Origin of the sequence: Halosegnis marinus, assembly GCF_029338355.1 — an archaeon.
Taxonomy (GTDB): Archaea; Halobacteriota; Halobacteria; order Halobacteriales; family Haloarculaceae; genus Halosegnis; species Halosegnis marinus.
Genome location: NZ_CP119802.1, coordinates 1,725,873 through 1,752,455 on the forward strand (window position 1 = coordinate 1,725,873; position 26,583 = coordinate 1,752,455).

The window sequence follows — 26,583 nt, forward strand, 5'->3', positions numbered from 1 at the left end:
TGCCCCTGTTCGCCCGCGGTTTCGCTGTTCTCGCTGGAGCTACTTCCCCCTCAAACCCGCCACCCATGCTAAAGCGTCACAAACGCACGCTACGGGGCTTGTAACGGCTGATTCCACCCTTGATTCACACAAGGCTTATTACACGAACGCTAGAATGGACGTATACCCCTACCCATGGTAGCAGTACGGAGTACCGCTGTCGGGTTTCACAGCCCCACAGTGCGGAACGATACTGTTGCCGATTGGAACTAATAAAACATGACTGACACATCGACAAAGGTTCGCAGCCTGTTCCTGACGGCGCTGATGGTCGTCTCCGTCTTCGGAGGCACCATCGCGTTCGCCGGGAGCGCGGCTGCAGCTACGAACGCGCAGGCCGTCTCCCTGTCCAATACGACAATGGTGGGCGGTTCCTTCGCGGTAGATGAGAATACGACTGTAAACCACGACCTGGTGTTCAACGTTGATAACGTGAGCACCGACGGTGGCACGGACACAATCCGTGTTACCATCCCGGCTGGCGAGTACTCCAGCCTCCAAGACGTGACCGTTACCAACCGCTCTGACAACAGCAATGTCGCTATTACCGGCAGCGCGGAGGTTGTCAACAACGGCCGGACGCTCACGTTCGACATCAGCGAGGACGGCAGCACCCAGGGTATCGACATCCAGGTTGCTGTCGACTTCACGGCTAACTGGCCCGAGGTCTCCTCGGACACCAGCGGCCCGCTGAACGTTGAGGTTCAGGACAGCCAGTTCGAGGATGTCGACGCCGACATCGCGACGCTCCTGATCCGCGACGACGCGACCACCTCGGCTGACTCCGGCATCACGAACGGCACGACCTATTGGCAGGGCCAAGTTCTGACCTACGAGAACAGCTCCGCCATCTCTGCTAACGACGACGTCGAGATCCGCCGCGTCAGCGACGACGGCCTCGTCACGCAGGTCGAGGCGAACTCCAACGGTCAGGTCACGATTCGCACGGGCAACCTCAACGGTAACTACTACGTTGAGGGCCCGAGCAACAACCAGCTCGTCTTCTTCGAGGTCGCTGTCCAGACGCTGGACATCAGCTTCGACCAGGACAGTGTCCGCCTCGGTGGTGACGAGACGGCCAACCTGGACGTCGAGTCCAACCGTGCGACCTACAACCACACCATCTCCGCGACGCTGGACGGCTCCGCTGTGAGCGCGAGCACGCTCCAGACGATTCTCGGTGGCGGTACGGTTATCGACGACACGACGGTGCGTGTCCCCGGTTCCAACAGCCAGTCGCTGCCCGCTAACTTCAGCGCGGCACCGGCCGGCAACCTGACGCTGAGCGTCCAGGTCGAGGACTCCACTGCCTCCGACGACGCCAGCCTCACGATTAATCCGGCCATCGAGGGCCAGGCTAGCTTCACCAACAGCGTCTTCTCCGAGGAGGAGGGCGACGTTGCTGAGATAACATTCGACCTGCAGGGCTCCGACACGGCGACGGTTGTCGTCGGGTCCGACACGGTCAACTACAACGCGCAGGTTACGGTCGAGGATACGGACGGTGACGGCACCGTCACGCTCCAGATGAACACGTACCTCGCCGGCGTGGGCAACAACGAGAACAGCACCACGACCGATGTGTACACGGCTGTCGGTGACGACACCGTGACCAACGAGGTCCGCTACACCGAGGCCGTTCCGAATCGCCTCGCCGCGACCGATTACGACCTCAGCCTCCTGCTCGGCGGCGCTGACGGCTCCGAGGAGGACGTTGCGGTTCTCGCGCTGACCGACCGCCAGACGACCGGTGCCCAGACGTGGACGGCACCCGGTAACGCTGGCTCGGTCAACGTCGACAAGTACGACGGGAACGTCACCGAGCTTCTCGATGACGTCACCCAGCGCAACCAGATCGCCGAGGGCGACCTCTCGGTGATTCAGGTGCAGGCTTCGGGTATCTACGCGTACCTGGGCGACAACACGAGCGACCTCTCCAGCGACATCACGGTCAACGTGACGCAGGAGGGCACCTCGATCAACCAGGCTCCGAAGACCATCCCGGTCACGAACGCGCAGCTCATCGAGGACGCCGACAACAACCAGTTCTTCCTGGTGTTCGACGCGGACCAGATGGCTGACCGTAACGGCAACTCCGTCGGCATCGACGCCGGCGAGACGTACAACGTGACCTTCACGCTCGACAACGAGTACACCGGCTCCTCGACCGAGTCCGTCTCGACGACCTTCAACGTCGTCGAGCGCACGGCCTCGTTCGATGTCGGCTCCGACGGTAACGTCACCGTCGAAGCCTCGGCCGGTCAGGAGATCACGGGCACGACGACCGCCGCGCCCGGTACGCCCATCACGGTGCGTGCCCGCGCGACCGGCTCCAGCCCGTTCCTGAAGTCCAACTCGACGACCGTCTCCGCGGACGGGACCTTCACGACGACGTTCGACTTCACGAACGTCTCCGAGGGTACCGACTTCACGCTGAGCACGTCCACCTCCGGCCTCTCCGCTGAGGCTACCGGTGTCGTCGCTCCGCGCCCGACCGCGACGGTCAGCATCAACGACCAGACCACCGACGGCACGACCGTCACGGTCGCGTCCGCCAGCCTCTCCGAGGGTGGCTTCGTGACCATCCACGACGGCTCGCTGCTCGACGGTGCGACGTTCGACTCCGTCCGCGGCACGTCCGCCTACCTGGACGCCGGGGACAGCTCGAGCATCGAAGTCTCCCTCGACACTCCGTACGAGGAGGACGGCACGGTCATCGCCATGCCGCACCTCGACACGGACGGTGACGAGACGTACGACTTCGTCACCTCCGAGGGTGCCGACGACGGTCCGTACACGACCGCCGAAGGCGACATCGTCACGGACTCCGCGTCCCTGACGGTTGACGCCGGCGCGACGCCGACGCCGACCGCGACGGCCACGCCGACGGCCACGGCCACTGCGACGGCCACGCCGACGGCGACCGCCACCGCGACGGCTACGGCGACCGCCACCGCCACCGCGACGGCGACTGACACCGCGACCGAGACGCCGGGCCAGCCCGGCTTCGGCTTCGCTGTCGCCATCATCGCGCTCGTCGGTGCCGCGCTCCTGGCGCTGCGCCGCGAGTAACTCGGCTGACTAACCGGGACCCCTAACCCGGTCACAAAAATCGGGATTTTCTTTCGGACGCTACGCCGGACAGCCCCGGCGCCACTCATCGCCGCATACCTTCACGCCCCGAACTGGCCGCTCCGATTCTGGGTGCCTTTATATCCTTCCGCCCCGCGTTGGGATGTAGTGACACCGCCAGCCGACTCCGTCGAGATCCAGAACGTGGTCGCTTCGACCGGCATCGAACAGGAGCTCGACCTCGACGCGCTCGCCATGGACCTCACCGGGTCGAGCTACGACCCCGAGAACTTCCCGGGCGTCGTCTACCGGCTCCAGGAGCCGAAGGCCGCGATGCTCATCTTCCGGTCGGGGAAGATCGTCTGTACGGGCGCGAACAGCATCGACGCCGTCCACGAGGCGCTCTCGATCGCGTTCGACCGCCTGCGCGAGCTGAACATCCCCGTGCCGGAGGACCCCGAGATCACGGTCCAGAACATCGTCTCCACGGCCGACCTGGGCGCGACGTTGAACCTCAACGCCATCGCCATCGGGTTCGGCTTGGAGAACGTCGAGTACGAGCCCGAGCAGTTCCCGGGGCTCGTCTATCGACTCGACGAGCCGGACGTGGTCGTCCTGCTGTTCGGCTCCGGGAAGCTCGTCATCACCGGGGGGAAGACGGTTGACGACGCCTCCGAGGCCGCGACCGTGGTCACGGACGAACTCGAAAGCCTCGGCCTGCTCGGGTAACGCTCAGCTCTCCTCGACGGTCACGCCCGACGGCAGGGGGACGTACCGGACGACGCGTTCGAGCGCGAGCCACGCCGTCGCCACGACGCCGCCCGCGAGGTTCGCGAGGATGTCGCCAACCCCGAAGTAGCGCCGCGGCAGCGTCCACTGAACGAGCTCGATACCGCTTCCGTACACGAACACCGCGCCGAGTATCACCGCGACCCGGAGCCACAGCCGGCGTTCGTCGAGCGTCGCGTACGCGAGCGCCAGGCCCAGGCCCGCGTACGCGACGAGGTGGAGTCGCTTGTCCCACCACGGGCCGGCGTCGGGAACCCGCGGCGGCCGCCCGGTGAGTGAAAAGTACGCGATGACGGCCGCGACGAGCAGGACGCTCCCGTACCGGACGACACGGGGGAGCGCGGGAACCGGAAGCCGTCGCATACAGAAAGAGGCGAACCGGGCGAGTTAGTTCCTCCGCTACAGCAGCACGAACACGTTCCACGCCGTCACGCCGACGCCGACGACCGAGAGCGCGAGCGGGATGGCGACACGGCCGGGGTTCGGCGCGACGCGCCAGAGCAACGCGAAGACGGCGAGGCTCCCGAGCTTGAGGAGGACGATACCGGCGAGGCCGTATCGGCCCAACAAGCCCGCTGCGAGCGGCCCGGCCTCGGCGCCACGGCCCGCGGCCAGCCCGACGAGCGTCGTCGCGAGGTCGCCGAGCCCGTAGCTCGCCAGCGCGAGGAGCCAGAGCCGACGCTGACGGTCGGCGAGCCGCCGGACAGTCGCGTCGAGCCGGGCGGCCACGGCCTACAACACGAGCGTGCCGGCCGCGACCGCGAGCAGGAGCGTCGCGGCGCCGATGAGCAGGAAGTCGACGCCGGGAGAGACGACCGACGTGTCCGCGCGACGGGCCGCCATCAGTCGTCACCCTCCGCCGTGACCGGCGACTCGTTCGCCTCGGCGCCCGCGTGTTCGGACGGGTTCACGCCGGCGCGGTGTTTCGCGAGCTGTGTGCGGAGCGTGTCTGCTTCGAGGTCGTCGTCCGCGAGCTCGGCGATGAACTCCAGCGACTTCGCGTGCGCGCCGAACGGCGTCCCGGACAGCGGTTCGAGCGGGCCCGAGAGCAGGCCGGGCTCGTCGTACTTCTTCGAGTGGATCTCGTCGAGCGAGAGCCCCCGGAGCTGGCGCTCGACGTCGTGGCGCACGTCGGTGGATATCCACGAGAGCCGCTCGTAGTAGCGGAGCGCACACAGCGCCCCGGAGGTACCGAAGGTCGTCCCGAGGTACTTCGCCCACCGAACGAGCGTCTCCGAGCGGGAGAACTCGACCCGGTCTTCGAGGTACGGGCGGCCGGACGCGTCTGTCATACCCGTGCTTCCGGCTATCGCCTATAAAAAGCGCGTTCCGTATCGAGACGTGAGTCGGGGGTCGAACGAACCGTGGGCTCGACGCTCACGAGTTTCCCCTCTCATCGTACCGGACGAGCGGAGCGAACCGTCTAGATGAGCCCCGCGACGACCCGCTGTGTGACGGCCGCGACGACGGTTCCGGCCCACGTGAGGCCGACGAAGTGCGGGAGCGCGTTCACGAAGTGGCCCCGGTCGGTGAGCCGGATCATCAGCGAGGAGAGCAGCGCGTTGAGGAGGACGACACACAGCAGGAGGAACTCCATCACCTCGATGTCGTAGTTGCCCGTCGAGAACAGCGAATCGACGAACTCCCCGTTCTGGCTCGCGATCTCGGAGGTGATGGTGAGCATCTGCCCGGCGATCTCGAGGCCGATGAACGCCGAGAACATCGAGGCGGCGGTGATGCCGTACACGACGCCGATGAACGTCGTGCTCGCCTGCTGGCGCTGCTCGCGGACCCGTAGCACCTCGTTGATGTTCGTCGAGATGACCTGTCCCAGGCGACGGGGGTCGCCGCCCATCCGCCGGCCGACGACGTACATGTCGCCGAACTTCTGGATGAGATACGAGCCCGTCTCGGCGGCGAACAGCGTCCACGCCCCCTCGGCGTCGATGCGGGTGCGCAGCCGCTTGTAGAGGTTGTTCACGTTCGGGGTGAGCGCGCCGAAGTCCTTCGTGCGCAGCGTCTCGAGGACGTTCGCCGTCGAGGTCTGTTTCACCGACTCGACGCCGCCGAGCGCCCGGATGAACGAGGGGAAGCCCGCGTCGCGGTCGGTCACCTTCCGCTCCTCGCGGCGCATCGCCAGGCCGGGAAGCAACAGCGGCGTCGTCGGAATCGCGAGGTAGATGGGCCGCGGGAGCGTGTCGGGCGCGAGCGGCGTGAAGCCGAGCCCGACGGCCGCGACCGCGACCGTCGCGACGACCGACAGCGCGACGCCGACGACGAGCGGGAGCCACACGCGGTGCATCGGCGAGTGGTCGGTCTCGGGGTCGAGCCACACCGGGTCGCGCGGCGCGACGGTGTGGATGACGAACAGGAACCCCACCTGCACCAGCGCGAACATCACGATGACGCCGCCCACGAGCAGCGTCGGCGGCACGCCCAACAGGAGCGGCAACACGGTCGCGAACACGAGGATGAACGTCGTCGAGAGCATCAGCGAGAGGTACAGCTCCTGAAGCACGTCGAGCTTCGAGAGGTCCGACTCGTAGCGGATGACGAACTCCTGGATGTTCGACTCCTGTTCGTCCACGAGGAAGTCGCTCAGGCTCTGGCCCGCTCCCACCGTATAGGCGAGCCGTTCGAGGAAGTCGCCCAACAGTTCGGAGGGGACGCGTTTCGACCGACGACGGCAGGCGTCGTCGAGCGACTGGTTCCACGTATCGACGAGCGCGGTGATGCGACCCATCTCCTCGGCGAGCGCCCCGTACTCCTCGACCTGCGCGAGCGTGCGGAACACCTCGACCCGCTCGATGTTCGTGAGCGAGAGCACCGTGATGTGCGTGAGAAAGAGGTGGAACTGCTCGCGTATCTCCCGGCGGCGGCGGTCGGCGACCACCTTCGGGTAGACGAGCGCGCCGAGCAGGGGCACGAGGCCGAGCACGCCGAGCGGCGCGGCGAGGAACGCGGGGAGGTCGAGGGCGACGGCCGCGCCCCCGAGGACAAGCCCGAACAGGACCGAGGGCGCGAGGACGAGCAGCGCGTACCGCTCGACGGGCATCTCCATGTAGCGGAAGGCCGTCGCGACCGACGCGACCAGCTCGCGCAGGTCGGGTAGCTCGGCCCCCTCGCCCTCGGCGGCCATCTCAGGCGTTCACCCGGTCGGTCAGCCCGTGGATATCCACGGGGAGGGCCTCGACGCCGTCGCGCTGGAACGTCTCGATGGCGTCGTTCACCTCGTGGTAGCCCAGCACGTCGGCGTCGATGAGCCGGCGGATGAGTTCGGCGCGGCGGTCCAGTTCGTCGTATATCTTCCGCGTGTCGTCGTAGCCGAGCAGCGTCGCGATCTGGTTCTCCAGGACGTGGCTGTTGTTGCGCCCCTTGAACGTCACGTCGTCGTCGCGGGGGTCCCACGAGAACGCCTCGCGGGTGACGACCCCGCCCTCGTGGCTGGAGTAGCCCTCTATCTCCTGGACGCTCGTGACGCGCCGGAGCACGTCGTCGCCCTGCTTCACCCGGTTTTGAAACAGCGCCACGTCGCAGTTGTCCATGAACGTCTCGGGGACGTTGATGGGGTTCGAGGTGAACCGCTGTATCATCGAGACGATGTCGCTCGCGTGGAACGTGATGAGCACCGGGTGGCCCGTCTGGGCGGCCTGGAACGCCATCTGCGCCTCCGCGCCCCGGACCTCGCCCACGCAGATGTAGTCCGGGCGCGACCGGAGCGCCGCGGCCACGAGGTCGAACATGTCCACGTCCGAGCCCTCGCCGTTCCCCTCCCGCGTCAGGAGCTGTTGCCAGTTCTCGTGGGGCGGCTTCACCTCGGCGGTGTCCTCCGCGGTGTAGATCTTGTGGTCGCGGGGGATGAACGAGAACATCGAGTTGAGCGTCGTCGTCTTGCCGGAGGCCGTCTCGCCGACGACGAACACGGTCTGCTCGTTCTCCATACAGAGCCACAGGTACGCCGCCAGCTCCGGCGAGATGGTGCCCCACTTCGTTATCTGGAAGATGGAGAGCGGCACGTCCTCGCCCTGCCGGATGGTGAGCGACGGCCCCTTGATGGAGACGTCGTCGGAGTAGATGATGTTGATGCGCGACCCGTTCGGCAGCGTCGAGTCGATGATGGGGTTCGAATCGGAGACGGGGTGGTTCATCCGCTCGCCCATGTTGCGGATCCAGTTCGAGAACTGCTCGTTGTCGCCGAAGTCGACGGTCGTCTCGACCATACCGAAGACGCCGTGGTCGACGTAACACGCGTGCGGGCCGATGACGTGGATGTCCTCGTTATCTGGGTCGGCCATCACGGGTTCGAGCGGGCCGAGGCCGACGATGTCGCGCTGGAGGACGTACCGGAGCCGGTCGTACGTCTGCGGGTCGACGGTGAAGCGGTCGCCGAGCAGCGAGGCGCGGAGGCGGTCGGGGAGCGAGCCGGCCCCCTCGCCCACGGCGAGTATCTCGTCGACGAGTTCGTCCAGGTGGCTCGTGAAGTCGCCGCCCTCGACGGGGGCGGGCTTCGTCACCGAGCGGTCGAGCACCTCCGCGCGGACGCGCTCGTAGAGCCCCTCGTCCTCGGCCGAGAGCGTCGGCTCCAGACAGTAGTACGTCGTGTCCTGGCCGGGGCGGCCGTGGACGTGCCCGAAGATGGGCGGCTCCGCCGGGAACAGTACGTTCGGCTTCGACGTCGCGTGCTCGTCGGTCGGCTCCTCGGCGTACACGGGGTACGTGTTCGTCCGCTCGTAGAACGCCTCCAAGTGGGCGCGAACGTGCGGGTGCTCGTCGGTGACGGCGCGCAGGTCGTCGGTGAGTCTGGTGTTCGCCTTCATGGTCACGCGATGGTCCGCGATTCGATGACGATGCCCCGCCCCTGCTGGACGGAGAAGCCGATGGTGTCGTCGACGGGCTGTTTCATGCCGGCGAAGCGCCGGACGAGCGCCTTCTTGCGTATCTCCTGGCCGACCGCCTCGCTGTGGAGTTCGAGGTACACGTCCGCGGCGCCGCGCAGCGGCCGGAGCGCCCGCTCCGTCAGCGTCGCCGGGTCGACCGTCACGACGGCGACCTTGCCGGCCGCGAGCGGCCGGTCGAGCCGCCCGAGGAACCGTTGCATCGCGCGGTCCTCGTCGCCGCTCCCGAGAACGGGGCCGAATCGCGGGTCGTTGCGGCACAGCCGGCCGAAGCCGTCCGCGACGAGCGCGTCGCCGGTCCACACGCCGCCCGTTTCCGTCAGCGGCGCGAGTAGCGGCCGGTCGCCGTCCACGGGCGCGTGGTAGTAGCGGAGCCGCTCCGCGAGCAGGTGTTCGACCACGTCGTACGACAGCGAGTGCATCTGGTCGACGTACTCCCGTGCCGTCGCGTCCGTCGCGACGACCGTCACCCGGGTTCCCTCCTCGGCCAGGCCGTAGGCGAACCGCGAGGCGAGCACGGACTTGCCCGCGCCCGTCCCGCCCTCGACGAGGACGAGACTCCCCTCGGGGAAGCCGCCCCCGACCGCGTGGTTGACGCGGTCGCGCGACTCCAGCCCGATGGAGAGGTGGTTCACGGCGCCACCCGGAACGCGAGGGTCTCGCGCTCGCTCCCCACGATGACGGTCGCGCGGTGGTCGCCGGCATCCAGCGTCCGAGTGACGGTGACGCGGACGACCGCGCCCTCGCGCCACGCCGTGTCGCCGCCGAGCACCTCGACCGAGTCGGGCGTCGTGTACCGACCGTCCACGAGTACCTCGATGCCCGTCCCCTCGGTCTCGATGGTCCGGTCGCCCGTGTTCTTTACGAGCAGCGTCACGGTGTCGGAGCCGTCGTACACCGCGCCGCTCCCGGGGTCGCTGATTATCTCCACGTCGGTGTCGATGCTGCGGGCCACGTCCGCGCCGCGGTCGTCGAGCGAGTCGGAGATGCCGCCGACCGTCGTCACCATCGCGCCGGAGACGCCCGCGGCGATGCTCACGGCCGCGATGAAGATGACGAGCGTCGAGACGGAGGCGCTCGCCACGTCAGGCCACCTCCGCCGTCGCCGCGACGCCCGGCCCGGTCGTCACCTTCACGCGGTTCCCGTCCAGTCCGTCCACGTTCACGACGAGCGTCTCGCCGGGCGCCCACACGTCCGTCGCGGCGTCGCCATCGACGGTCGTCTCGTCGGGCGTCACGTACTCGCCGTCGACGAGTAGGTCCACTGCATCGACGGAGAGCGTGTTCGCGCCGGTGTTCTCTATCTCGACGGTGAGGCGGTCGTCGGTCAGGGTCGGCGAATCCGTGTTCGTGATGGCGACGGCCGTGTTCTGTCGCGCCAGCGCCCGCTCGTCGTTCGCCGAGAGCGCGTCCGACCGCCGCTCCGTGAAGCGGTCGACGGCGGGGTAGAGGGTCGCGGCGCTCACCAACAGCCCGATGAACACGACCGCGGTCGCCCCGCTCACGCTGAAGCCCATTCAGTTCAGATGTCGTCGAGTTCGCCCAGCACCGTGAGGTAGCGGTGGGAGGTGGTGTGTTCGTGCGCGGTCGGCTCGCGCGGCTGCATCGGGTCGACGAACACGTCGAGCGACGGGCCGCCGATGACGCTCACGAGCCGCTCCTTCACCGAGGCGGAGATCCACCCCGTCTGTTCGTAGTGGTCGACCGCGCGGAGCGCGCCCGCGGGCCCGGAGCGCTCCATCAGCGCGGCCAGCCACTCCATCACCAACACGTCGCCGGCGTACCCCTCCGGCACCGCCGTCAGCATCGGCTCGCGTTCCGGCGGTTCCGTCGCCGCCGGCCCGCCGTCTGCGGCTGTCGGCTCGGGTTCGGGCTCCTCGCCCGGCGCGTAGTCGTCGAACAGGTCGTCGTCCATCGCCGCGTCGTCGGCCCCCTCGTCGGTCGGCTCCGCCTCGTCGTAGAGGTCGTCGAACGAGACGACGTCCTCGTCGTCCGCCGGCACCGACGCGTCGGGTGTCGTCTCTCCCGACCCGTGGCCTTCGACGAACGGGTTGTCCTCGGCGACGAGCCGGTCGTACACGCCGGTGAGCCGGCGCACCGTCTCGTGCATCTCGTCCATCGACTCGGTCATCTCCTCCTGCGAGCTCCGGATGGCCCGCACCGTCGACTCCGTCGAGTCGATATCCTCCTCCAGCTCGTCGATGCGAACGCCGAGCTCCGTCGTGTCCGGCCCCCGCTGTTCCGCGGGCTCCGTCTCCGGCGGCTCCGGCGTCGCCTCGTCCGCCTCGCCGTCCTGTGCGTCGTCGTCGTCCGTGTTGCGTCCGAACATGAGTGGATGTTCACGCGCGTGCCCCGTGCGCGCCGTGTCTTACCCACACGTCGGGCCCTCGGACACATAGGTCGGCAGTCGGTTTCGGCGGGCGTTTCGAGTCTCGATTCGAGCCCCGACTCCGCGGCCGAAAGCGTTCGCCGGTCTAAGTGGGTATCGTCCGTCGTCGGGAGTGGGAAGAACCCAACCGCCCGCTCGGGGTGGGAACACAGACAACCCATGAAACTACCAACAACCGACGATTCCGACCGCGGGCAGGTCGGCATCGGCACGCTGATCATCTTCATCGCGCTGGTGCTGGTCGCCGCGGTCGCCGCGGGTGTGCTCGTCAACACGGCCGGCGAGCTCCAGTCGCGGGCTTCGGACACGGGCAGCGACGCACAGGCACAGGTCTCCAATCAGATCGACGTCGTCTCAGCGACGGGCGCGGACGACAAGGACGACGGGCTGGTCAATAACCTCACGCTGGTCGTGAAGAAGTCGCCGGGCTCGGACCCGATCGACCTCTCGGAGGCGACCATCCAGTACACGAGCGGCCAGACAGCGACGACGCTCCAGTACGGCGCTACCGCCAACGCGACGCACTTCAGCACGGCTCTCATCGAAGGTGACGACGCGACCATCCTCGACTCGAACGGCGAGCGCGTGGAGATAGCAGTCAGTCCGGCGCTCATCGAGACTGCCGACGGACTTTCGGCCGGCGACGACGTCTCGCTCGAGATCGTCGACCAGTCGGGTGCATCGACGGTGTACGGCGTCAACGTTCCGGACGTTATCACGGGAACCTTCGTGGAGGTCTGAGATGTTCGACAACCTATTCAACGACGAGAACCGCGGACAGGTCGGTATCGGCACGCTGATCATCTTCATCGCGCTGGTGCTGGTCGCCGCGGTGGCGGCCGGCGTCCTCGTGAACACGGCGGGCGAACTGCAGTCGCGTGCCTCCGACACGGGCAGCGACGCGCAGGCGCAGGTCTCCAACCAGATCGACGTGGTCTCGGCGAGCGGGGACGCCTCGACCGGCAACGTCAACGAGGTCACGCTGGTCGTGAAGAAGTCGCCGGGCTCCGACCCTATCGACTTAGAGGAGATGACGATCCAGTACACGAGTTCGGCGGATTCGGTGACACTGACGAGCTCGGAGTTCGACATCCAGGACCTCAGCGACACGGCGGTGAGCGGTGCCGGCGCGGTGCTGGACGAGAACGGCGAGCGCCGTCAAATCGTCCTGACGCTTGACGGAACCGACCCGAACCCATCCGCTCTCGGCGAGGGTGAGGACGCGACCCTCCGACTCGTCGACCAGTCCGGCGCCACGACCGTCTACGGCGTGAACGTTCCGGACGTCCTCTCGACCGACGTCGTTCAGGTCTAACTCCGACGACCACCCACTGCGGGCGAACGGCGACAGCGATCGCCGCCGTCCCGCCGTGTTTCGATACCTGTCCGGGCGACGCCGGGTCGTCCCGGCCGGCGAGGCACGACACCGACACACGAAAACCTCTCATGACCACCGACGACCCACCTGAGGGCGTTCTCTCGCCCGACGACCTCGATTCGACCGACGACCGACTCCGGGAACTCGACGGCGACCGGTACGTCGTCACGACCGACGGCGACGACGACGATGTCGACCCGACCGACACCGAGCCGTCGCCGCCTCCCGACGCCGACGACGGGTCCATGGAACAGACGCTCCCGGCCCCCGACGGGGCCTACGGCGTCGTCGGCCGGGGACGTATCGACGGGGACGAGGTCGCGGTCGCGGTCGAGTCGAACGACGTGGCCGAGACGTTCGAGTCGCTCGTCCGCTGGTACGCCGGGGCGGTCGCGCCGGACGTCCCACCCGAGGAGGCCGTCGCGGTGTTGCTCGACAACGCCGACATCGCCGTCGACGCGGAGGTGTCGCGGTGAGCGACCGTCCGCTCGTCCTCGTCGCGGACGACGAACCGGCGCTCGCGGAGCTGTACACGGTCTGGCTCGCGGGGTACGAGACGAGGACGGTCCACGACGGCGACGCGGCCGTCGCGGCGTTCGACGGCACGGTCGATGCGGCCGTGCTCGACCGCCGGATGCCCGGCCGCTCCGGGGCCGAGGTGCTCGAACACGTCCGTTCGCGCCGGCCCGCCTGTCCCGTCGCGATGGTGACGGCGACGGACCCGGACCCCGAGGTCGCCGCGCTCGGCTTCGACGAGTACCTGCTCAAGCCGGCGACGCGCGAGGAGCTGCGCTCGCTCGTCGAGTCGCTGCTCGCGCTCCCGATGCACGACGACGAGCGCCGCCGGTACCGGCGGCTCTCGCGTGCACTGAGCGTGCTCCGGGAGGCGTGGACGCCGGCGCGGCTCTCGGGGCACGACCTCTACGTCGACCTCCGGGCCGAACTGGAGGCGCTGTCGGCGGAGCTGGACGGACGAACGGCCGACTGAGAACGCGATCGGACCGTTACTCGTCGAGTTCCGCGAGCGCCGCCTGGAAGAAGAGTCCGAGCACGAGGTGCTGTTCCATCGCGTCCGCGACGCGGTCGCGCAGTCCCTCGGTGTCAGCCACCCGGTACTCCTTCGTGCGGACGAGCTCCTGGACGCCGAGGAGGTCGGCCTCCTCGAGGTCGTGGAGCCGGGGATACACCGTCCCCGGGCTGAGCCGCGTGTCGAACACCGTCGCGAGGTCGCCCATCAGCCCCTTGCCGTGGCTGTCGTGCTCGCGGTGGGCGACGAGCGTCAGCAGTATCTCCTCCAGGTTCCCCTTCACCGTCGATTCGTCGAACCGGAAGCCGGCGCTGCCGACGGCCGAGAGCACGTCGTCGAGTATCGCCTCCGCCTCCTGGTCGGGGGCGAGACGGACACCGCCGTCCGCCCCGGACCCGAGTTCGTTGCGAAGTTGCTCTACCGTGACCCCACCGTTCGTCTCCGTCCCCCGGTCGGCGATCCCCGACGTCGGTCGCTTCGTCATCGAGTTTACGGACTCACCCTACTAACATAAACCGGGTCGCGTGTTCTCACGACGTGAAACCGCTCCGGTGTGTGGGTTCTCACGCCCGGCGGACGAACACCGCCTCGGTCGGGTCGGCCGCGACGCCGAGCGCCGCCGCCAGCCGCCGGTGGACCTCGCGGGCCGCCACCTCCGCGGCCGGCGTCAGCCCGCAGGCGGCCGCGACCGCGTTCCAGCCGTCGACCGGGAGCCGGTGGACGGCGAGGCCGTCGCGGACCGTCGCGGCCGAGTCCGCGGGCGGACCGTGCGCGTCAGCGCGAGCGAGCGCCGCGACCAGTCGGCCGCGCGAGACGGGAGCTTCGAGCGCGACCTCGTCGATGAGGTCGCCGAACAGCTCCTCGACCGCGCCGTACTCGTCCATTACAGTACGGACAGCCTTGTGCGGCATATATCATGTGGCCGTTCGCCACACAGGTTTATCACCGACGGCGTCCTCCCGACGCCATGACAGCTGTTCAGCCGGCGCTCCAGACGCAGGTCGGCGGCTCGCTCGACGCCGCCGCCGGGCTCGTCGGGGGTGCCTTCGGCGCGTTCGTCACCACGCTCGTCGTCGGCGCCATTCTGGTCGCGGTCGCGCCCGAGTACCTCGAGCGGATGATGGCCGACGTGCGCGAGGAGCCGGTCGGCTCGTTCGTTTACGGGCTCGTGTGTCTCCTCCTCGTGCTGCTCGTGACCGTCGTCCTCGTCATCACGGTCATCGGGGTGCTGTTCGCGATACCGTTCGCGCTCGTCGCGGTGCTCGTGTGGGCCGTCGGCGCGGCCATCGCCTACCTCGTCATCGCCGAGCAGCTGGTGAGCCGCGAGGACGGGTGGGGGAAGCCGCTGCTCGTCGCGGCGGCGCTCAACGGCGCGCTCGCGCTCACCGGGGTCGGCGGACTGGTCTCCTTCTGCGTCGGCGCGGCCGGCTTCGGCGCGGTCCTCCGCGACCGGCTCGACTGACTCGCCGGTGTCCGGTCTTTTTCAGCGATGCCGGACTTGGGTTCGGTATATGGGGGACGAACACGCGACGGAACGTCGGTGGGCGGAGCGGTCGTGGGTCGGTGTCTCCGTCCTCGGTCTGCTCGTACTGGTCGTTCCGGCCTACGACATCTGGGACGACCTGACCAACCTCTCGTGGGACGTCGGGGCGACGCTCGTCGAGAACGCGCCGCTCATCGTGCTCGCGCTCGCGCTCGTCGCGGGCGGCGTCTGGCTCGGACGACAGGAGTGGGCCGCCGCGTACGGCGCGACCGTCGTCAAGTGGAACCTCGGCGTCGCCGCCGCCGTCGCCGCGCTCTACGCGTTCGTCATCGCGCTCCAGACGTGGGCGATGGGCGAACTGAAGCCGATGGTGCTCGCGCTCGACGGCGTGCTGTTCGGCTCCGTCCTCGCCTTCGCCGTCGGGCTGTACGACGCCCGGCGGCGGATGACCACCGACGAACTCGAGGAGAGCCGCGAGCGCTACCGGACCATCACCGACGACGTCCTCGACGCCTCCGACGTGGCGACGTTCGTCCTCGACGACGAGTTCCGGGTCGTCTGGGCCAACGAAGCCGCGATGGAGTACTTCGGGCTCGACCGCGAGACGACGGTCGGCCAGTACAAACGCGAACTGATCGCCGACCGCATCGCCGACCGCATCGACGACAGCGACCGGTTCCGCGAGCGCGTGACGGACACGTACGACGACAACAGCTACACCGAGGAGTTCGAGTGTCACGTCCTGCCCGGCGAGGACCGCGAGGAGCGCCACCTCGAACACTGGAGCCAGCCCATCGAGTCCGGGCTGTACGAGGGGGGTAGAATCGAGCAGTACACCGACGTCACCTCGATAAAACGGCGGGAGCGCGAGCTGAAGCTTCGCGAGCGCTCGCTCCGGCAGCTGTACGACACCATCTCCGATACGTCCTCGACGTTCGACGACCGCCTCGACGCGCTGCTCGAAACGGGGTCGGACATGCTCGGCGCGGACGCGGCGGCGTTCCTCCGGCTCCGCGCGGACGGCGACGCGCTCGACGTCCGGGCGGCACACGGGGAGGCCGACGGCCTCGCGGTCGGCGACACGGTCGACGCCGACTCGTCGCCGTACGCGGCGGTCCTCGACACGGGCGACCCGGTTCGCCTGTCGCTCGACACCGACGGGTTCGACGCGCCCGACGGCTTCTCCCGGTACGTCGGCGTTCCCGTCGCCGTCGGCGACTCGACCGGGGGCGTGTTGTGTTTCCTCTCGCGGCCCGGCGACGGCTTCGACGAGTGGCAGACGACGATGGTCGAGCTGATGGGCAACTGGGTCGGCTACGAACTCGACCGCAAGCGCCTCCGCGAGACCCAGCGCCGACGGCTCCGCGAACAGGAGGACAAGTTCGAGCAGTTCGTCGAGGCGGTCGACAACTACGCCATCTTCACGCTCGACATCGACGGCCGCGTCACGTCGTGGAACCCCGGCGCGGAGCTCATCAAGGGGTACCGCGCCGAGGAGATACTCGACGAGCACTTCCGCGTCTTCTACACCGAGGAGGACACCGAGGACGGGCTTCCCGGGCGGCTCCTCGCGGAGGCCGCGGACGAGGGGGTCGTCCGCCACGAGGGCGAACGCGTCCGCGAGGACGGCTCGACGTTCGTCGCCGACGTGACCATCGCGGCCCGGTACGACACCGACGGCAACCACATCGGCTACACGAAGATCGTCCGCGACCTCACCGACCAGCGCGAGTACGAGGAGGCCATCGAGCGCGAGCGCGAGCGGCTGGAGTTCATGAACCGCATCCTCAGACACAACATCCTCAACGGGCTGAACGTCATCAACATGCGGACGGACTTCCTCGGCCGGACGAGCGACGACGAGGAGGTCCTCGACCACGTCGAGACCATCGGCGACCGCGTGGACGACCTCTCGGAGCTCATCGAGACGATGCGGTCGTTCATGGACGCCATCGTCTCCGACGGGAGCTACCGGGCGGAGCCGACCCCGCTCCGGCCGGAACTCGACACGAAGGTGTCGCTCGCCGCGGAGTCGTACCCGGCCGCCGAGTTCGTGACACACGACCTCCCCGACGAGGACACGGCGGTGCTGGCCGACGACCTCGTCGGCGAGGTGTTCGAGAACGTGCTGTCGAACGCCGTCGTCCACAACGACGCCGACGAGCCGACCGTCGAGGTGTGGGTCTCGGAGACGACGCTCCCCGTGACGGTCGATTCGGCGACGGGCGAGCCGCGGGTCGCACAGCCCGGCGAGCCGGCGGGCGAGGTCACGGACACGGAGCGGCCCGCCCTCGCCGTCCACATCGCGGACAACGGCCCCGGCGTCCCCGACGAGCAGAAGGACGCCGTCCTCCGGAAGGGCATCTCGGAGCTGAGCGAGCCGGGCAACGGCTTCGGTCTCTACCTCGTCAAGGAGATGATGGCGGCCTACGACGGGGAGATCAGTGTCCGCGACTACGGCGAGGAGACGGGGGGGTCGGCCATCGACCCGGCGGACGGCGGGGCCGTGTTCGACCTCGTCTTCCCCCGCGCTCCGGACGACGCGTAGCGGCCGCGGGCGATGCTGCCGTTTCTCCACACACTGGCAACGGGTCTTTTTATTAGCGTCACCCTTCCTTATTGGATAGATGACTCCCCCCGCGGTCGATGACCCCCCCGACCCGACGCCTCCCCGCCGCCCGGACGGCGGCAGCCCGTCGGACGCGACCGATACCGTCCCCGCGACCGGGACCGTCCTCATCGTCGAGGACGACGACGACTTCGCGCAGGCCGCCGAGATGTGGCTGACGGACGCGCTCGGGGTCGAGGTGCTGTTGGCGACCGACGGCGGCGAGGGTATCGAGATGTATGGCCCGGGGGTGGACGTGGTGCTGCTCGACCGCCGGATGCCGGTGAAGTCGGGCGACGAGGTGCTCGCCTCCATCCGCCGACAGGACGGCGACGCCTGCGTCGCCATGATGACCGCCGTCGAGCCGGCGTGGGACACCGTCGGGATGCGCTTCGACGCGTACCTCCGCAAGCCCGTCACGCCCGACGAGATACTCGACGCGGTCGAGCGGCTGTTCGAGCGGAAGTCCTACCCGCAGGAGGTGCGCGAACTGCTCCAGCTCCGTACGGAACTCGACCTGCTGCGCGACCGCTACGCGTCGGAGGAACTCGACGACGACGACCGGTACACCCGGCTCGACGCCGAGTTCGAGCGCGCCTGCGAGGACGCGATGGCGTCGATCGACGGCTTCGACCCCGACGACATCGAGCGACTCGTCGCCGGGGCCGACGCCGAGTAAGGCCGGGCGCGGTCAGGCGGAGGCGCTGCCGCTCGCGCTCCCGCCGCGTTCGCTGCCGTTCTCGTCCGTTTCCTCCTCCTCGCCGTCGCCGGCGACCTCGTACTCTATCGCGAGGTCGTCGGGGACGCTGTAGGGCACGCCGTCCGCGTCGACGACCCACGCGATGCCGACGTCGGCGGTGTTCGTCCCGCTCCCGGAGTCGCGGTACTCGCTGTCCTCGACGGTGAACGTCGCGGCGACGAAGCTCCCGTTCGGCGCCGACCGGACTTCGAGCGACTGGGTGGACGCCGTCGCCTCGTCGCTCGACCAGCCCGCGCTGCCGCGGGCGGACCCGTACTCGACCGCGTCGGTGAGGTCGAGCCGCAGCCCGACCGCCGGGCCGCCGCTCCGGTTCGCGTCGAACCGGAGCGCGCCGATGCCGTTATCGACTCCGGCGAGCGTCAGGTTCGTCGTCGCGGAGCCGTTCTCGGGCACCGTCAGCGACGTGTCCGCCGCCGTCAGCGACACCAGCCGTTCCTCGCGGACGACGACCAGCACCGTGCTGCCGGCGTCGGTCGCCTCGCCCGTCTCGGCGCCGTCGACGCGGACCCGGTACAGCCCCGCGTCGAGCGCGCCGGCGTCGACGGTGAGGTTCCGGTCGGCGTCGTCACCGATCTCGACGTGCGTCGGGGCCTCGGTCCCGCCCCAGCCGTCGTCGCCCGAGAGCGCCTCGCCGGTCGTGCTCGCGTTCACCGTGCCCCCGCGCAGCCGGTAGAGGGACACGTCGGCGGTGAAGTTCGCGGGCCGCGCCTCCACGCCGAACTCGACGGTCGTGTTCCCCTCGTAGGTGCGCACGACCCGCTCCTCGACGGGCGGCGAGTAGCGGCGCTCGCTCGACCGGTCGACCAGCCGCACGGACTGCTCGTCGAGGCCGAAGGCGGCCTCGTCGGCCGAGCCGGCGAGGCCCGTCACCTCGCCGTCCTCGACGGTGAGCCACAGGCCCGCGTCGTTGCGGATCGCGTACTCGCCGCGGGCGAGCGTCGCGGTCTCGAAGACGGCCTCGCCGTCCTCGGCGTCGAGGGTGCGGACGCGCCGCGGCTCGTCGTAGTCGTCGTACTCGCCGGGCACCTCGTAGAGGCCGTACGTCGCGGAGCCCGACAGTTCGAGGTTCTGCCCGCGGAGGAACGTCGCGTTCGTGGAGACGCCCGCGTCGGCCCGGAAGGCCGTGTTCTCGGGCGTCGGCACCGCGGCGGTCCGCACGGTCGCCTCGCTCGTCCGGTTCAGGTAACGGATGCCGTACAGCGCGACCGTGCCGTCGTCGCGGAGCCGCTGTGCCGTCGTCGCGGACACCGTGGTGTCACCCTCGACCGCGCGGCTCGCGTAGTCGCCGTCCGCCGTGACGTGCGTCAGGCGGGCGCCGCGCTCGCGGAACTCGCCGTCGACGTCGTTGAGGAGCAACAGCCCCTCGTCGGTCGCGACCGCCGCGCGGGCGTAGGACCGCTGGCTCTCGCCGAAGGTGCGGCTCCAGGCCACGTCGCCCTCCGCGGTGAGCCGCGCCGCCCAGACGCTCGACCGGGCGAACGCCGTCTCGGCGCTGCCGCCCACGAGCACGCCGCCGTCGTCGGTCGCCGTCGCGCCGGAGACGGTCCGGTCGTCGAACGGTCCGCCGACCGACGCGTTCACCAGCACGTCGCCGTCGGCGTCGGTGCGGAGGACCCAGCCCTCGCCGTAGCTCACCTCGCCCGCGACGACGAGGCCGCCGTCGTCGGTCCGCGAGACGGACCGCGGGGTGCCGCCGTCGTAGCGCCGGTCGCTCGTCGTCTCGCCGTTCGGGGAGACGACCCGGATTCGGGTGCCGCGGCGCTCGGCCTCGCGGTCGAGGTAGCCCGTCGCCACCGTCACGCCGCCCCGCGGCGAGGCGAGGAGGTCACCCGCGCTCGCGTAGCCGGTGACGTTCCCCAGCGACTTCGTCCACATCGTCTCGCCGTCGGGGGCGACGCGGCGCAGTCGGAGCGTCGGGGGCGTCTCGTAGTCGTAGGGGCTTCCCTGTACCACCCGTTCGAGGACGTACGCGCCCGGCAGCGGCCCGGACGCGACCGCCATCCCCGAACTCAGCGTGTCGTTCGAGCCGAACGTCCGCCGCCAGCGGGTCTCGCCGTCGGGGCCGCGGCGCACGAGCGTCGTGTTCCGGCCCGTGACGGACTCGGCGCCGACGAGGTACTCGCCGCCGTCGCCCGCCGTCGCCACGCCGGTCACGGCCGCGAACCCGGCCAGCGTCTCGTTCGTGTTCGATGCGTCGTGCCCGTCCGCGGCCGGCGTGCCCGCGGCGGCGACGCCCGGAAGCATCGCCATCGGGGCCGCGACCAGCAGGGCCGCGAACAGGAGGGGGACCAATCGTCGCGTCATTCGAACGGAGGTTCAGATTCGCTGCCCCTTTCACTTTCGGTTGGTCAGAGCGGCCTTTGTGTTACGCCGTGGCGCGACCGAAGGCTCATGCCCACGAGCGCCCGCCCCTGACGTATGGCCCCCACCCGCCGCCGCGCCCTCCACGCGCTCGGTGCCGGTACCGTCGCCGCGCTCGCCGGCTGTAACGGCCCGCTCGACGGGACGGCCCCCACGGAGCGGGAGTACACGCTCGACCTGAACCGCATCGACGCCCCGCTCGCAGAACACGTCCTCTTCGAGCCCTCGACGGGCGACCTGTTCGGCGACCCCCAGCGCGCGGCGCTCGATACCCTCTACGCGGAGGGGAGCGTCACGACAGCCGGCTGGGAACCCCTGCCGGACGGCGGCTACGTCGAGAACGACGGCCTCTACTACGAATTGGCGACGGCCGTCGTGGACCGGCGGGAGACGGAGCGGACCGTCGTCACGGCGACGGACGTGCCCGAGGGGGACGTCCCCGAGGACGCCCTCGACCCGGAGTCGCTCCCGCGGCCGAGCAGGCGTGTCGCGCTGATACTCCACTCGGGGGCGCGCTCGGGCTACGACCCGCGGACGACCGGCCTGCGCCGCGACGGCCGCTACGTCCTGCGGCTCCCGGCCGAACTCGACGACCCCATCGCGGGCGAACTCGACGGCCGCGTCGTCGTGCTCGCGCCCGACGGCCCGTGGGCGATTCGGCTCGATATCGGCACCGAACGGGTCACCGAGCCGGTGTACCGGACCGCCCTCCTCCCCGTCGCCGACGACGAGGCGGCGTTCCGCGAGGTCGCCCGCGCCGACCGCGTCGATACCTACCTCCCCGAGTACGACCTCGCCGCGGCGTCGCGCGAGGTGCTCGACGAGGCGACAGCGCGCGGCGAGTACGTCGAGACGGCGCCGCTGTCAGAGGCGTACCGCGCCCTGCTCGACACGCTGCTGTTGGCGGACGACACCGAGAACGGCCTGCTGCTCGAAACCGACGAGGCGCTGTTCCGCTACGGGCTGTACGTGAACGAGGCCTGACTACCAGTTGTACAGCGCGTCCTCGAACACGTCGTAGGCGTCCGCCTCCGTGACGGGCCGGGGGTTACACCGGAGCAGGCGCTGTTGGGTCTCGACCGTCCGGCTCGCCAGCCAGCCGATGTCGTCCTCGTCGATGCCCGCCAGTTCCGCCAGCCCGCTCGGCAGGACGTTCAGGTCCTGCTGGAGCCGGACGTACTGCTCCTTCGCGGCATCGGCGGCGGCGCGGTTGCTCATCCCGGCGGTTTCGACCCCCAGCAGCGAGGCGATTTCGGCGTAGCGGTCCGGGTCGGAGGCGGCGTTGTAGCCGAGCGTGCTCGCCGGGGTGAGGACGCCGATGGTCTCGCCGTGGTACGTGTGATAGCGGTTTCCCACCGGATAGGCCATCGCGTGCGCGAGGTTCGCGCCCGCGGTCAGTCCGGCGATGGCGCCGAACAGCGCCCCCCGGAGCATGTTCGTCCGCGCCGCGAGGTCGTCGCCGTTGTGGACCGCCTTCCGGACGTTCGAGGAGAGCAGCGTGATGGCCTCCCGCGAGAACAGCTCCGTGACGGGCGTGCGCCCGGCGTAGACGGGGCGGTCGGCCGCGTCCTCGGGGCGGAGCATGCTGTCGAACTCGTGGGTCGTGAACCCCTCGATGGCGTGGCCGAGCGCGTCCATCGCCGTCTTGGCCGTCTGCTCCGCGGGCAGGGTCGTCGTCAGCGTCGGGTCGAGCACGGCGGCGTCGGCGCGGACGTGGTGGCTCGATATCCCCTCCTTCGTCTCCTCGCTCGGGACCGAGAGGATGGCGAGCGGCGATATCTCCGAGCCGGTCCCCGCCGTCGTCGGCAGGAGGACGAGCGGCGCGCCGGACTCGGTCACCGCCTCGCCGCGGCCGGTCGGCTCCGCGATGTAGTCGAGCGGCTCGCCCCCGTTGGCGACGACCGCCCGGGTCGCCTTCGCGGTGTCCATCACGCTGCCGCCGCCCACGCCGACGTAGAAGTCGTAGCCGTCCTCGCCGGCCTCGTCTCGGACGAACTCGACACAGCGGTCGATGGCCGCGACGGAGGGCTCGCGCTCGCACTCGTCGTAGCGGTCGGCGTCGTAGTCCGCCTCGGCGAGCGCCTCGGCCACGCGCTCGGCGTGGCCCACGTCGGCGAGGGTCGGGTCGGTGACGAGCAGTCCCGTCGCGTCGTCGTCCACCCCGAGGTCGCGGAGCTGGGACCCGAGCTCCTCGACCGCGCCCGCGCCGAAGCGAACGCGCGGCATCTGGAAGCTCCAGACGCTCTCGGCGAGCAGGTCGTGGTTCGCCGCGGAGACGGACCGGTCGTAGCTCACGGCGACCACCCGTGTGTGTGTCGCATACTCGTGTGTCAGCGAGGGTCACAATAAGGGTAGCGCGGCCGCTCGACGGGGTAGAGTGCCGGGGCGGGCAGCCCCGGCGGGAACTATGGTACGAGCGGGACGTGTGGTACAACCGCGCCCGCTCAGCCCGTACTCACTCGCTATCGGTTATATGTTTTCCGGGAGAGGTCACTCAACCGAGGACGCGTTCCCGGTACTGGGCGTCGGTGAGTTCGCCGTTCGCGTACGCCCGAGCGTCGGCGGCCGCGACCGTCACGCGGGCCTCGCCGCCCGGCGTCTCCATCGTCAGGGTCAGCGACGCGGCCTCGCCGCCGCTCCCGACGTACTCGGCGTAGGTGCGCGCGACGCTCAGTATCTCCTCGGAGACGGGACCACCCCCGGTCGCCTCGGTTCGGACACGCATGTCGAGCCCCGTGCCGCCCCACGCCAGCCGCTCGACCTCGTGGGTCGCCGCGACCCGTGTGCGGAACTCGCCGGCGGTGAGCGTCCCGTCGTCGTCCACCGGCTCTGCCGGTACCGTCCCGAACCGGTACGTGCCGGTCGGGTCGGCCACCACGAGCACGCCGCCGTACGCGAGCGCCGCGAGGACGATACCGAGCACGACGACGACGATGCCGGCCGCGACGCCGGGGTTGTCGCGGACGACGGCGAGCGTGCTCCCGCCGCGTATCTCGTCGTCGAAGTCGCTCGCCCGGACCTCCACGCGCTCGAAGTCGTAGCCGCCGCACCTGTCACACGGCGGCGTGTTCTTCGGCGTCGTCCGGCCGCAGTTCGTACACCGGTACTCCGTGTAGCCGGCCTCGTCGTCGCTCACGGGGTCCCTCCGCGCATACCGGAGGGAGGTGCCCCGGCTACTTCGCGCTTCGGCTTTCGCCCGCCGGCAGACTCTTGTGGGGTCGCGAACATCCCCCGCCAACGCCCTCCTGAACATGCATTCGATTTCCGCGACCGACCTGACGAAACGCTACGGCGACACCGTCGCCGTGGACGGCCTCGACCTCGCGGTCCCCGACGGGGTCGTCTACGGCTTCCTCGGCCCGAACGGGGCCGGCAAGTCCACGACGATGCGGATGCTCACCGGCCTCACAGCGCCGACGAGCGGCACGGCGACCGTCGGCGGCGCGGACACCCGCGACCGCCCGGCGCTCATCGACACCATCGGCTACCTCCCCGAGGAGCCGCCGCTCCACGACGAACTCACGGGCCGCGAACAGCTCACCTACGCCGCCGGGCTACGCGACCTCCCCGACGGGGTCGCCCGCGAACGCATCGCCGACCTGCTCGACCGCGTCGACCTCGCGGAGGACGCGGATACGCGTATCGACGCCTACTCCAAGGGGATGCGACAGAAGGCCGCCTTCGTGCAGGCGACGCTCCACGACCCGGACGTGCTCTTCCTCGACGAGCCGACGAGCGGGCTCGACCCCCGGGCGGCCCGCTCCATCCGGGAGTTCATCGACTCGCTCGCCGACGGCGGCACCACGGTGTTCCTCTCGACGCACATCCTCCCCGTCGTGGACGAACACGCCGACACCGTCGGGGTGCTCTACGACGGGCGGCTGGTTGCCGAGGGCGCGCCCGCGGACCTGAAGCGCCGGGCGGACGACGCCGAGCCGGGCGACCGCACCCTGGAGGACGTGTTTCTCGAAGTCACCGCCGAGGACCCGGCGAGCGACGCGGGCGAGCCGACCGACGCGACCGAGGCGGCCTGATGCCGACCGGCCACCTCCGCGGCGGCGTCCGCATCGCCGCTGTCGAGTTCCGCCGCAGCCTCCGCACCGCGACGAACCGCGTCTCGCAGCTGCTCGGGCTCGGCTTCGGGCTCCTCGTCTTCGGCGGGATGGCCACCGTCGGCGCGTACTTCCTCGTGACGCTCTCGCCCGACCTCTCGGGCCTCGCCGTCGGCGACGGCATCCGGAGCGCCGTCGCCTTCCAGTGGCTGTTCGCCTCGGCGCTGTTCACCCAGCGGGTCGCGACGGTCCACGCCCGCCCCGACGCCGACGCGTTCCTGCTCACGACCGTCCGCCCGACCACGGCGCTCGTGGGGCTGATGCTCGCCGAACTCGCCCGCGCGGTCGCCTACCTCGGGGTGCCCGTCCTCGTGCTCGCGGCCGCGCTCGCCTACACCGCCGGCTCGCCGGCGACGTTCCTCCTGGTCTCGGGCGCCGTGCTCGCCTCGCTCGCGGCGGCGGTCGTCACGGGGCACGTCCTCGGGCTGACCGCCAAACTCCTCGTGGCGCGGGTCCCGGCCATCGCCCGGCGCCGGTCGCTGCTCGGCGGGCTGGCGGCCGCCGCCTTCTTCGGCGGCTACATCGTCCTCCAGTCGGCCGGCATGACGACGAGCGGGCTCGGGGTCGTCCCCGTCGGCTGGCTCGCCGACGTCGCCGTCCTCGCCTCGCCGGTCGGGAGCTCGCTCCCCCACGCCGTCGCCGGCCTCGCCGTCGTCGTCGCGTGGCTCGTCGCCGGGAGCGCGCTGTGTGCCCGGCTCGCGACCGCCTTCTGGCTCGGCGACTCCGTCGCCCCCGCGGTCGAGGCCGAGCAAGCGGTCGTCGGCAGCGACGGCGCCGACCCCCTCGCGGCCGCGCTCGGTCGGATTCGCGTTCCGAGCGTGTGGGGCGAGCCGAGCCGCCGGGTCGCCCAGCGGTCGATACTGCTCGCGAGGCGCGCGCCCGCGAAGCTCACCTACCTGATACTCCCGCTCGCGGGGCTGTTCCCGACCGCGATACAGGTCGCGCTCGGCGAGGCGAGCGTCCCGACGCGGCTCCTCGCGCCGGGGCTCGCCGTCGCGGTTCCGTGGTTCGCCGCCGGCGCCTTCGCGCTCAATCCGCTCGGCGACGAGGGACGCGTCCTCCCGCAGACGCTCACCTCGCTCGCGGACGGTCGCGCCTACGTCCGGGGGCTCGCGCTGCCGCCGCTGCTGTTCGGCCTCCCCGCGGCCCTGCTCGCGCCGGCCGTCGCCCTCGCGACGGGCTACGGGCCGACCGACGCCGTGCTCGTCGCCGCCGCGGCGCTCGTCGGCGTCGTCGTCGCCGCGTTCGTCGGGCCGACGCTCGGCTTCCTCGTCCCCCGCACCGACGCGGTGCGCGTCGCCCGCGGCCGCGAGGTGGTGCCGCCGACGCTCACCGCGATGGCGCTTCACACCCTCGTCGTGGTGCTGTTCGTCGCGCTCCCGGCCTTCGCGGCGCTGGCCCCCGACCTCGCCCGCGCGACCGCCGGCTTCGTCGTGGGCGGCCTGTTCGCGTTCCCCTTCGACCTCGCGGGCGTCATCCCCATCGCGGACGCGCTCCGGTCGGCGGCCCGCGCGGTCGTCGGCGTCCCGCTCCCGGCGGTGCGGTGGGGCGGCTTCGCCGGCCCGCTCGTCGCCGGCCTCGCCGTCGCCGCGCTCGCGGCCCGCGTCGCCCGCCGGCGCTTCGAGGGGTACACGCTGTAACCGCGGATTCGCAATCGTTAAACGGGGGAA

General features: G+C 70.1%; 26 protein-coding genes. 12 read left to right on the forward strand and 14 right to left on the reverse strand.

Annotated elements, in window-relative coordinates; genetic code table 11:
* Positions 1–258: 258 nt before the first annotated feature.
* Positions 259–3,111, forward strand: a complete 2,853-nt coding sequence (locus tag P2T37_RS09610) for a beta strand repeat-containing protein (protein WP_276233702.1) — start codon at positions 259–261, stop codon at positions 3,109–3,111.
* Positions 3,112–3,279: 168 nt separating this feature from the next.
* Positions 3,280–3,840: a TATA-box-binding protein gene (locus tag P2T37_RS09615; RefSeq protein ID WP_276233703.1), complete on the forward strand. Its 561-nt coding sequence runs from the start codon at positions 3,280–3,282 to the stop codon at positions 3,838–3,840.
* Between the two features lie 3 nt (positions 3,841–3,843).
* Here the strand turns inward: P2T37_RS09615 and P2T37_RS09620 are convergent, their stop codons facing one another.
* The 9 genes from P2T37_RS09620 to P2T37_RS09660 form a co-directional block, all read right to left on the reverse strand.
* Entirely contained in the window at positions 3,844–4,263 is a 420-nt protein-coding gene (locus P2T37_RS09620; protein ID WP_276233704.1) for a VanZ family protein, read from the reverse strand.
* Between the two features lie 36 nt (positions 4,264–4,299).
* Positions 4,300–4,629 (reverse strand): DUF5658 family protein, encoded by a 330-nt coding sequence (locus tag P2T37_RS09625; RefSeq protein ID WP_276233705.1) that lies wholly within the window; start codon positions 4,627–4,629, stop codon positions 4,300–4,302.
* 113 nt (positions 4,630–4,742) lie between these two features.
* The gene (locus P2T37_RS09630; protein WP_276233707.1) at positions 4,743–5,192 is read right to left on the reverse strand and encodes a FlaD/FlaE family flagellar protein; all 450 of its coding nucleotides are present in this window, start codon (positions 5,190–5,192) and stop codon (positions 4,743–4,745) included.
* A 131-nt stretch (positions 5,193–5,323) separates the two neighbouring features.
* Positions 5,324–7,039: an archaellar assembly protein FlaJ gene (flaJ, locus tag P2T37_RS09635; protein WP_276233708.1), complete on the reverse strand. Its 1,716-nt coding sequence runs from the start codon at positions 7,037–7,039 to the stop codon at positions 5,324–5,326.
* Between the two features lies 1 nt (position 7,040).
* Entirely contained in the window at positions 7,041–8,717 is a 1,677-nt protein-coding gene (locus P2T37_RS09640) for a type II/IV secretion system ATPase subunit (RefSeq protein ID WP_276233709.1), read from the reverse strand.
* Positions 8,718–8,719: 2 nt separating this feature from the next.
* Positions 8,720–9,430: an archaellum protein ArlH gene (gene arlH, locus P2T37_RS09645; protein ID WP_276233710.1), complete on the reverse strand. Its 711-nt coding sequence runs from the start codon at positions 9,428–9,430 to the stop codon at positions 8,720–8,722.
* Positions 9,427–9,879 (reverse strand): archaellum stator protein ArlG, encoded by a 453-nt coding sequence (arlG, locus tag P2T37_RS09650; RefSeq protein ID WP_276233711.1) that lies wholly within the window; start codon positions 9,877–9,879, stop codon positions 9,427–9,429. The genes arlH and arlG overlap by 4 nt, the downstream gene beginning before the upstream one ends.
* A 1-nt stretch (position 9,880) precedes the next feature.
* The gene (arlF, locus tag P2T37_RS09655; RefSeq protein ID WP_276233713.1) at positions 9,881–10,312 is read right to left on the reverse strand and encodes an archaellum stator protein ArlF; all 432 of its coding nucleotides are present in this window, start codon (positions 10,310–10,312) and stop codon (positions 9,881–9,883) included.
* Between the two features lie 5 nt (positions 10,313–10,317).
* A complete protein-coding gene (locus P2T37_RS09660) occupies positions 10,318–11,124 on the reverse strand; it encodes a FlaD/FlaE family flagellar protein (RefSeq protein WP_276233714.1) in 807 nt (268 codons plus the stop codon).
* A 219-nt stretch (positions 11,125–11,343) separates the two neighbouring features.
* Here P2T37_RS09660 and P2T37_RS09665 point away from each other — a divergent pair, with 219 nt between their 5' ends.
* From P2T37_RS09665 to P2T37_RS09680, 4 genes are all read left to right on the forward strand, one after another.
* Entirely contained in the window at positions 11,344–11,925 is a 582-nt protein-coding gene (locus P2T37_RS09665) for an archaellin/type IV pilin N-terminal domain-containing protein (protein ID WP_276233715.1), read from the forward strand.
* A 1-nt stretch (position 11,926) separates the two neighbouring features.
* On the forward strand, positions 11,927–12,499 hold the full coding sequence (locus P2T37_RS09670; protein ID WP_276233716.1) for an archaellin/type IV pilin N-terminal domain-containing protein: 573 nt from the start codon (positions 11,927–11,929) through the stop codon (positions 12,497–12,499).
* Between the two features lie 131 nt (positions 12,500–12,630).
* A complete protein-coding gene (locus P2T37_RS09675) occupies positions 12,631–13,038 on the forward strand; it encodes a DUF7500 family protein (protein ID WP_276233717.1) in 408 nt (135 codons plus the stop codon).
* Positions 13,035–13,550, forward strand: coding sequence for a response regulator transcription factor (locus P2T37_RS09680; protein ID WP_276233718.1), 516 nt, complete (start codon positions 13,035–13,037; stop codon positions 13,548–13,550). The genes P2T37_RS09675 and P2T37_RS09680 overlap by 4 nt, the downstream gene beginning before the upstream one ends.
* A 16-nt stretch (positions 13,551–13,566) precedes the next feature.
* Here the strand turns inward: P2T37_RS09680 and P2T37_RS09685 are convergent, their stop codons facing one another.
* Complete coding sequence (locus P2T37_RS09685; protein WP_276233719.1) at positions 13,567–14,073, reverse strand: helix-turn-helix transcriptional regulator; 507 nt, start codon at positions 14,071–14,073, stop codon at positions 13,567–13,569.
* Between the two features lie 79 nt (positions 14,074–14,152).
* Positions 14,153–14,473, reverse strand: a complete 321-nt coding sequence (locus P2T37_RS09690; RefSeq protein ID WP_276233720.1) for a DUF8048 family protein — start codon at positions 14,471–14,473, stop codon at positions 14,153–14,155.
* Between the two features lie 83 nt (positions 14,474–14,556).
* On the opposite strand from P2T37_RS09690, the gene P2T37_RS09695 reads away from it, so the two are divergent.
* From P2T37_RS09695 to P2T37_RS09705, 3 genes are all read left to right on the forward strand, one after another.
* The gene (locus P2T37_RS09695) at positions 14,557–15,051 is read left to right on the forward strand and encodes a DUF8173 domain-containing protein (RefSeq protein ID WP_276233721.1); all 495 of its coding nucleotides are present in this window, start codon (positions 14,557–14,559) and stop codon (positions 15,049–15,051) included.
* Between the two features lie 49 nt (positions 15,052–15,100).
* Entirely contained in the window at positions 15,101–17,620 is a 2,520-nt protein-coding gene (locus tag P2T37_RS09700; RefSeq protein WP_276233722.1) for a PAS domain S-box protein, read from the forward strand.
* A 79-nt stretch (positions 17,621–17,699) separates the two neighbouring features.
* Positions 17,700–18,359 (forward strand): response regulator, encoded by a 660-nt coding sequence (locus P2T37_RS09705; RefSeq protein WP_276233723.1) that lies wholly within the window; start codon positions 17,700–17,702, stop codon positions 18,357–18,359.
* Between the two features lie 12 nt (positions 18,360–18,371).
* On the opposite strand, the gene P2T37_RS09710 is transcribed toward P2T37_RS09705, so the two are convergent.
* The gene (locus tag P2T37_RS09710; RefSeq protein WP_276233724.1) at positions 18,372–20,744 is read right to left on the reverse strand and encodes a hypothetical protein; all 2,373 of its coding nucleotides are present in this window, start codon (positions 20,742–20,744) and stop codon (positions 18,372–18,374) included.
* Between the two features lie 114 nt (positions 20,745–20,858).
* On the opposite strand from P2T37_RS09710, the gene P2T37_RS09715 reads away from it, so the two are divergent.
* Positions 20,859–21,785: a hypothetical protein gene (locus P2T37_RS09715; protein ID WP_276233725.1), complete on the forward strand. Its 927-nt coding sequence runs from the start codon at positions 20,859–20,861 to the stop codon at positions 21,783–21,785.
* Here P2T37_RS09715 and P2T37_RS09720 read toward each other — a convergent pair whose 3' ends face one another.
* Together P2T37_RS09720 and P2T37_RS09725 are read right to left on the reverse strand one after the other, a co-directional pair.
* On the reverse strand, positions 21,786–23,096 hold the full coding sequence (locus P2T37_RS09720) for a hydroxyacid-oxoacid transhydrogenase (protein ID WP_276233726.1): 1,311 nt from the start codon (positions 23,094–23,096) through the stop codon (positions 21,786–21,788). It abuts the gene before it with no gap.
* Positions 23,097–23,295: 199 nt separating this feature from the next.
* On the reverse strand, positions 23,296–23,937 hold the full coding sequence (locus P2T37_RS09725; protein ID WP_276233727.1) for a DUF8159 domain-containing protein: 642 nt from the start codon (positions 23,935–23,937) through the stop codon (positions 23,296–23,298).
* Between the two features lie 115 nt (positions 23,938–24,052).
* Between P2T37_RS09725 and P2T37_RS09730 the strand changes: the two genes are divergently transcribed.
* Together P2T37_RS09730 and P2T37_RS09735 are read left to right on the forward strand one after the other, a co-directional pair.
* Positions 24,053–24,835, forward strand: coding sequence for an ABC transporter ATP-binding protein (locus tag P2T37_RS09730; RefSeq protein ID WP_276233728.1), 783 nt, complete (start codon positions 24,053–24,055; stop codon positions 24,833–24,835).
* Positions 24,835–26,553 carry a hypothetical protein gene (locus P2T37_RS09735; RefSeq protein ID WP_276233729.1) on the forward strand — a complete coding sequence of 573 codons (1,719 nt, stop codon included), beginning with the start codon at positions 24,835–24,837 and terminating at the stop codon, positions 26,551–26,553. The genes P2T37_RS09730 and P2T37_RS09735 overlap by 1 nt, the downstream gene beginning before the upstream one ends.
* Positions 26,554–26,583: the final 30 nt, after the last annotated feature.

What these genes read in the sequence shown, in the direction of transcription:
- P2T37_RS09610 (WP_276233702.1), top strand. Translation starts at nt 259, where the DNA reads ATGACTGACACATCGACAAAGGTTCGCAGCCTGTTCCTGACGGCGCTG.
- P2T37_RS09620 (WP_276233704.1), bottom strand. Translation starts at nt 4,263, where the DNA reads ATGCGACGGCTTCCGGTTCCCGCGCTCCCCCGTGTCGTCCGGTACGGG.
- P2T37_RS09630 (WP_276233707.1), bottom strand. Translation starts at nt 5,192, where the DNA reads ATGACAGACGCGTCCGGCCGCCCGTACCTCGAAGACCGGGTCGAGTTC.
- flaJ (WP_276233708.1), bottom strand. Translation starts at nt 7,039, where the DNA reads ATGGCCGCCGAGGGCGAGGGGGCCGAGCTACCCGACCTGCGCGAGCTG.
- P2T37_RS09640 (WP_276233709.1), bottom strand. Translation starts at nt 8,717, where the DNA reads ATGAAGGCGAACACCAGACTCACCGACGACCTGCGCGCCGTCACCGAC.
- arlF (WP_276233713.1), bottom strand. Translation starts at nt 10,312, where the DNA reads ATGGGCTTCAGCGTGAGCGGGGCGACCGCGGTCGTGTTCATCGGGCTG.
- P2T37_RS09660 (WP_276233714.1), bottom strand. Translation starts at nt 11,124, where the DNA reads ATGTTCGGACGCAACACGGACGACGACGACGCACAGGACGGCGAGGCG.
- P2T37_RS09665 (WP_276233715.1), top strand. Translation starts at nt 11,344, where the DNA reads ATGAAACTACCAACAACCGACGATTCCGACCGCGGGCAGGTCGGCATC.
- P2T37_RS09670 (WP_276233716.1), top strand. Translation starts at nt 11,927, where the DNA reads ATGTTCGACAACCTATTCAACGACGAGAACCGCGGACAGGTCGGTATC.
- P2T37_RS09675 (WP_276233717.1), top strand. Translation starts at nt 12,631, where the DNA reads ATGACCACCGACGACCCACCTGAGGGCGTTCTCTCGCCCGACGACCTC.
- P2T37_RS09685 (WP_276233719.1), bottom strand. Translation starts at nt 14,073, where the DNA reads ATGACGAAGCGACCGACGTCGGGGATCGCCGACCGGGGGACGGAGACG.
- P2T37_RS09690 (WP_276233720.1), bottom strand. Translation starts at nt 14,473, where the DNA reads ATGGACGAGTACGGCGCGGTCGAGGAGCTGTTCGGCGACCTCATCGAC.
- P2T37_RS09695 (WP_276233721.1), top strand. Translation starts at nt 14,557, where the DNA reads ATGACAGCTGTTCAGCCGGCGCTCCAGACGCAGGTCGGCGGCTCGCTC.
- P2T37_RS09700 (WP_276233722.1), top strand. Translation starts at nt 15,101, where the DNA reads ATGGGGGACGAACACGCGACGGAACGTCGGTGGGCGGAGCGGTCGTGG.
- P2T37_RS09705 (WP_276233723.1), top strand. Translation starts at nt 17,700, where the DNA reads ATGACTCCCCCCGCGGTCGATGACCCCCCCGACCCGACGCCTCCCCGC.
- P2T37_RS09710 (WP_276233724.1), bottom strand. Translation starts at nt 20,744, where the DNA reads ATGACGCGACGATTGGTCCCCCTCCTGTTCGCGGCCCTGCTGGTCGCG.
- P2T37_RS09715 (WP_276233725.1), top strand. Translation starts at nt 20,859, where the DNA reads ATGGCCCCCACCCGCCGCCGCGCCCTCCACGCGCTCGGTGCCGGTACC.
- P2T37_RS09730 (WP_276233728.1), top strand. Translation starts at nt 24,053, where the DNA reads ATGCATTCGATTTCCGCGACCGACCTGACGAAACGCTACGGCGACACC.
- P2T37_RS09735 (WP_276233729.1), top strand. Translation starts at nt 24,835, where the DNA reads ATGCCGACCGGCCACCTCCGCGGCGGCGTCCGCATCGCCGCTGTCGAG.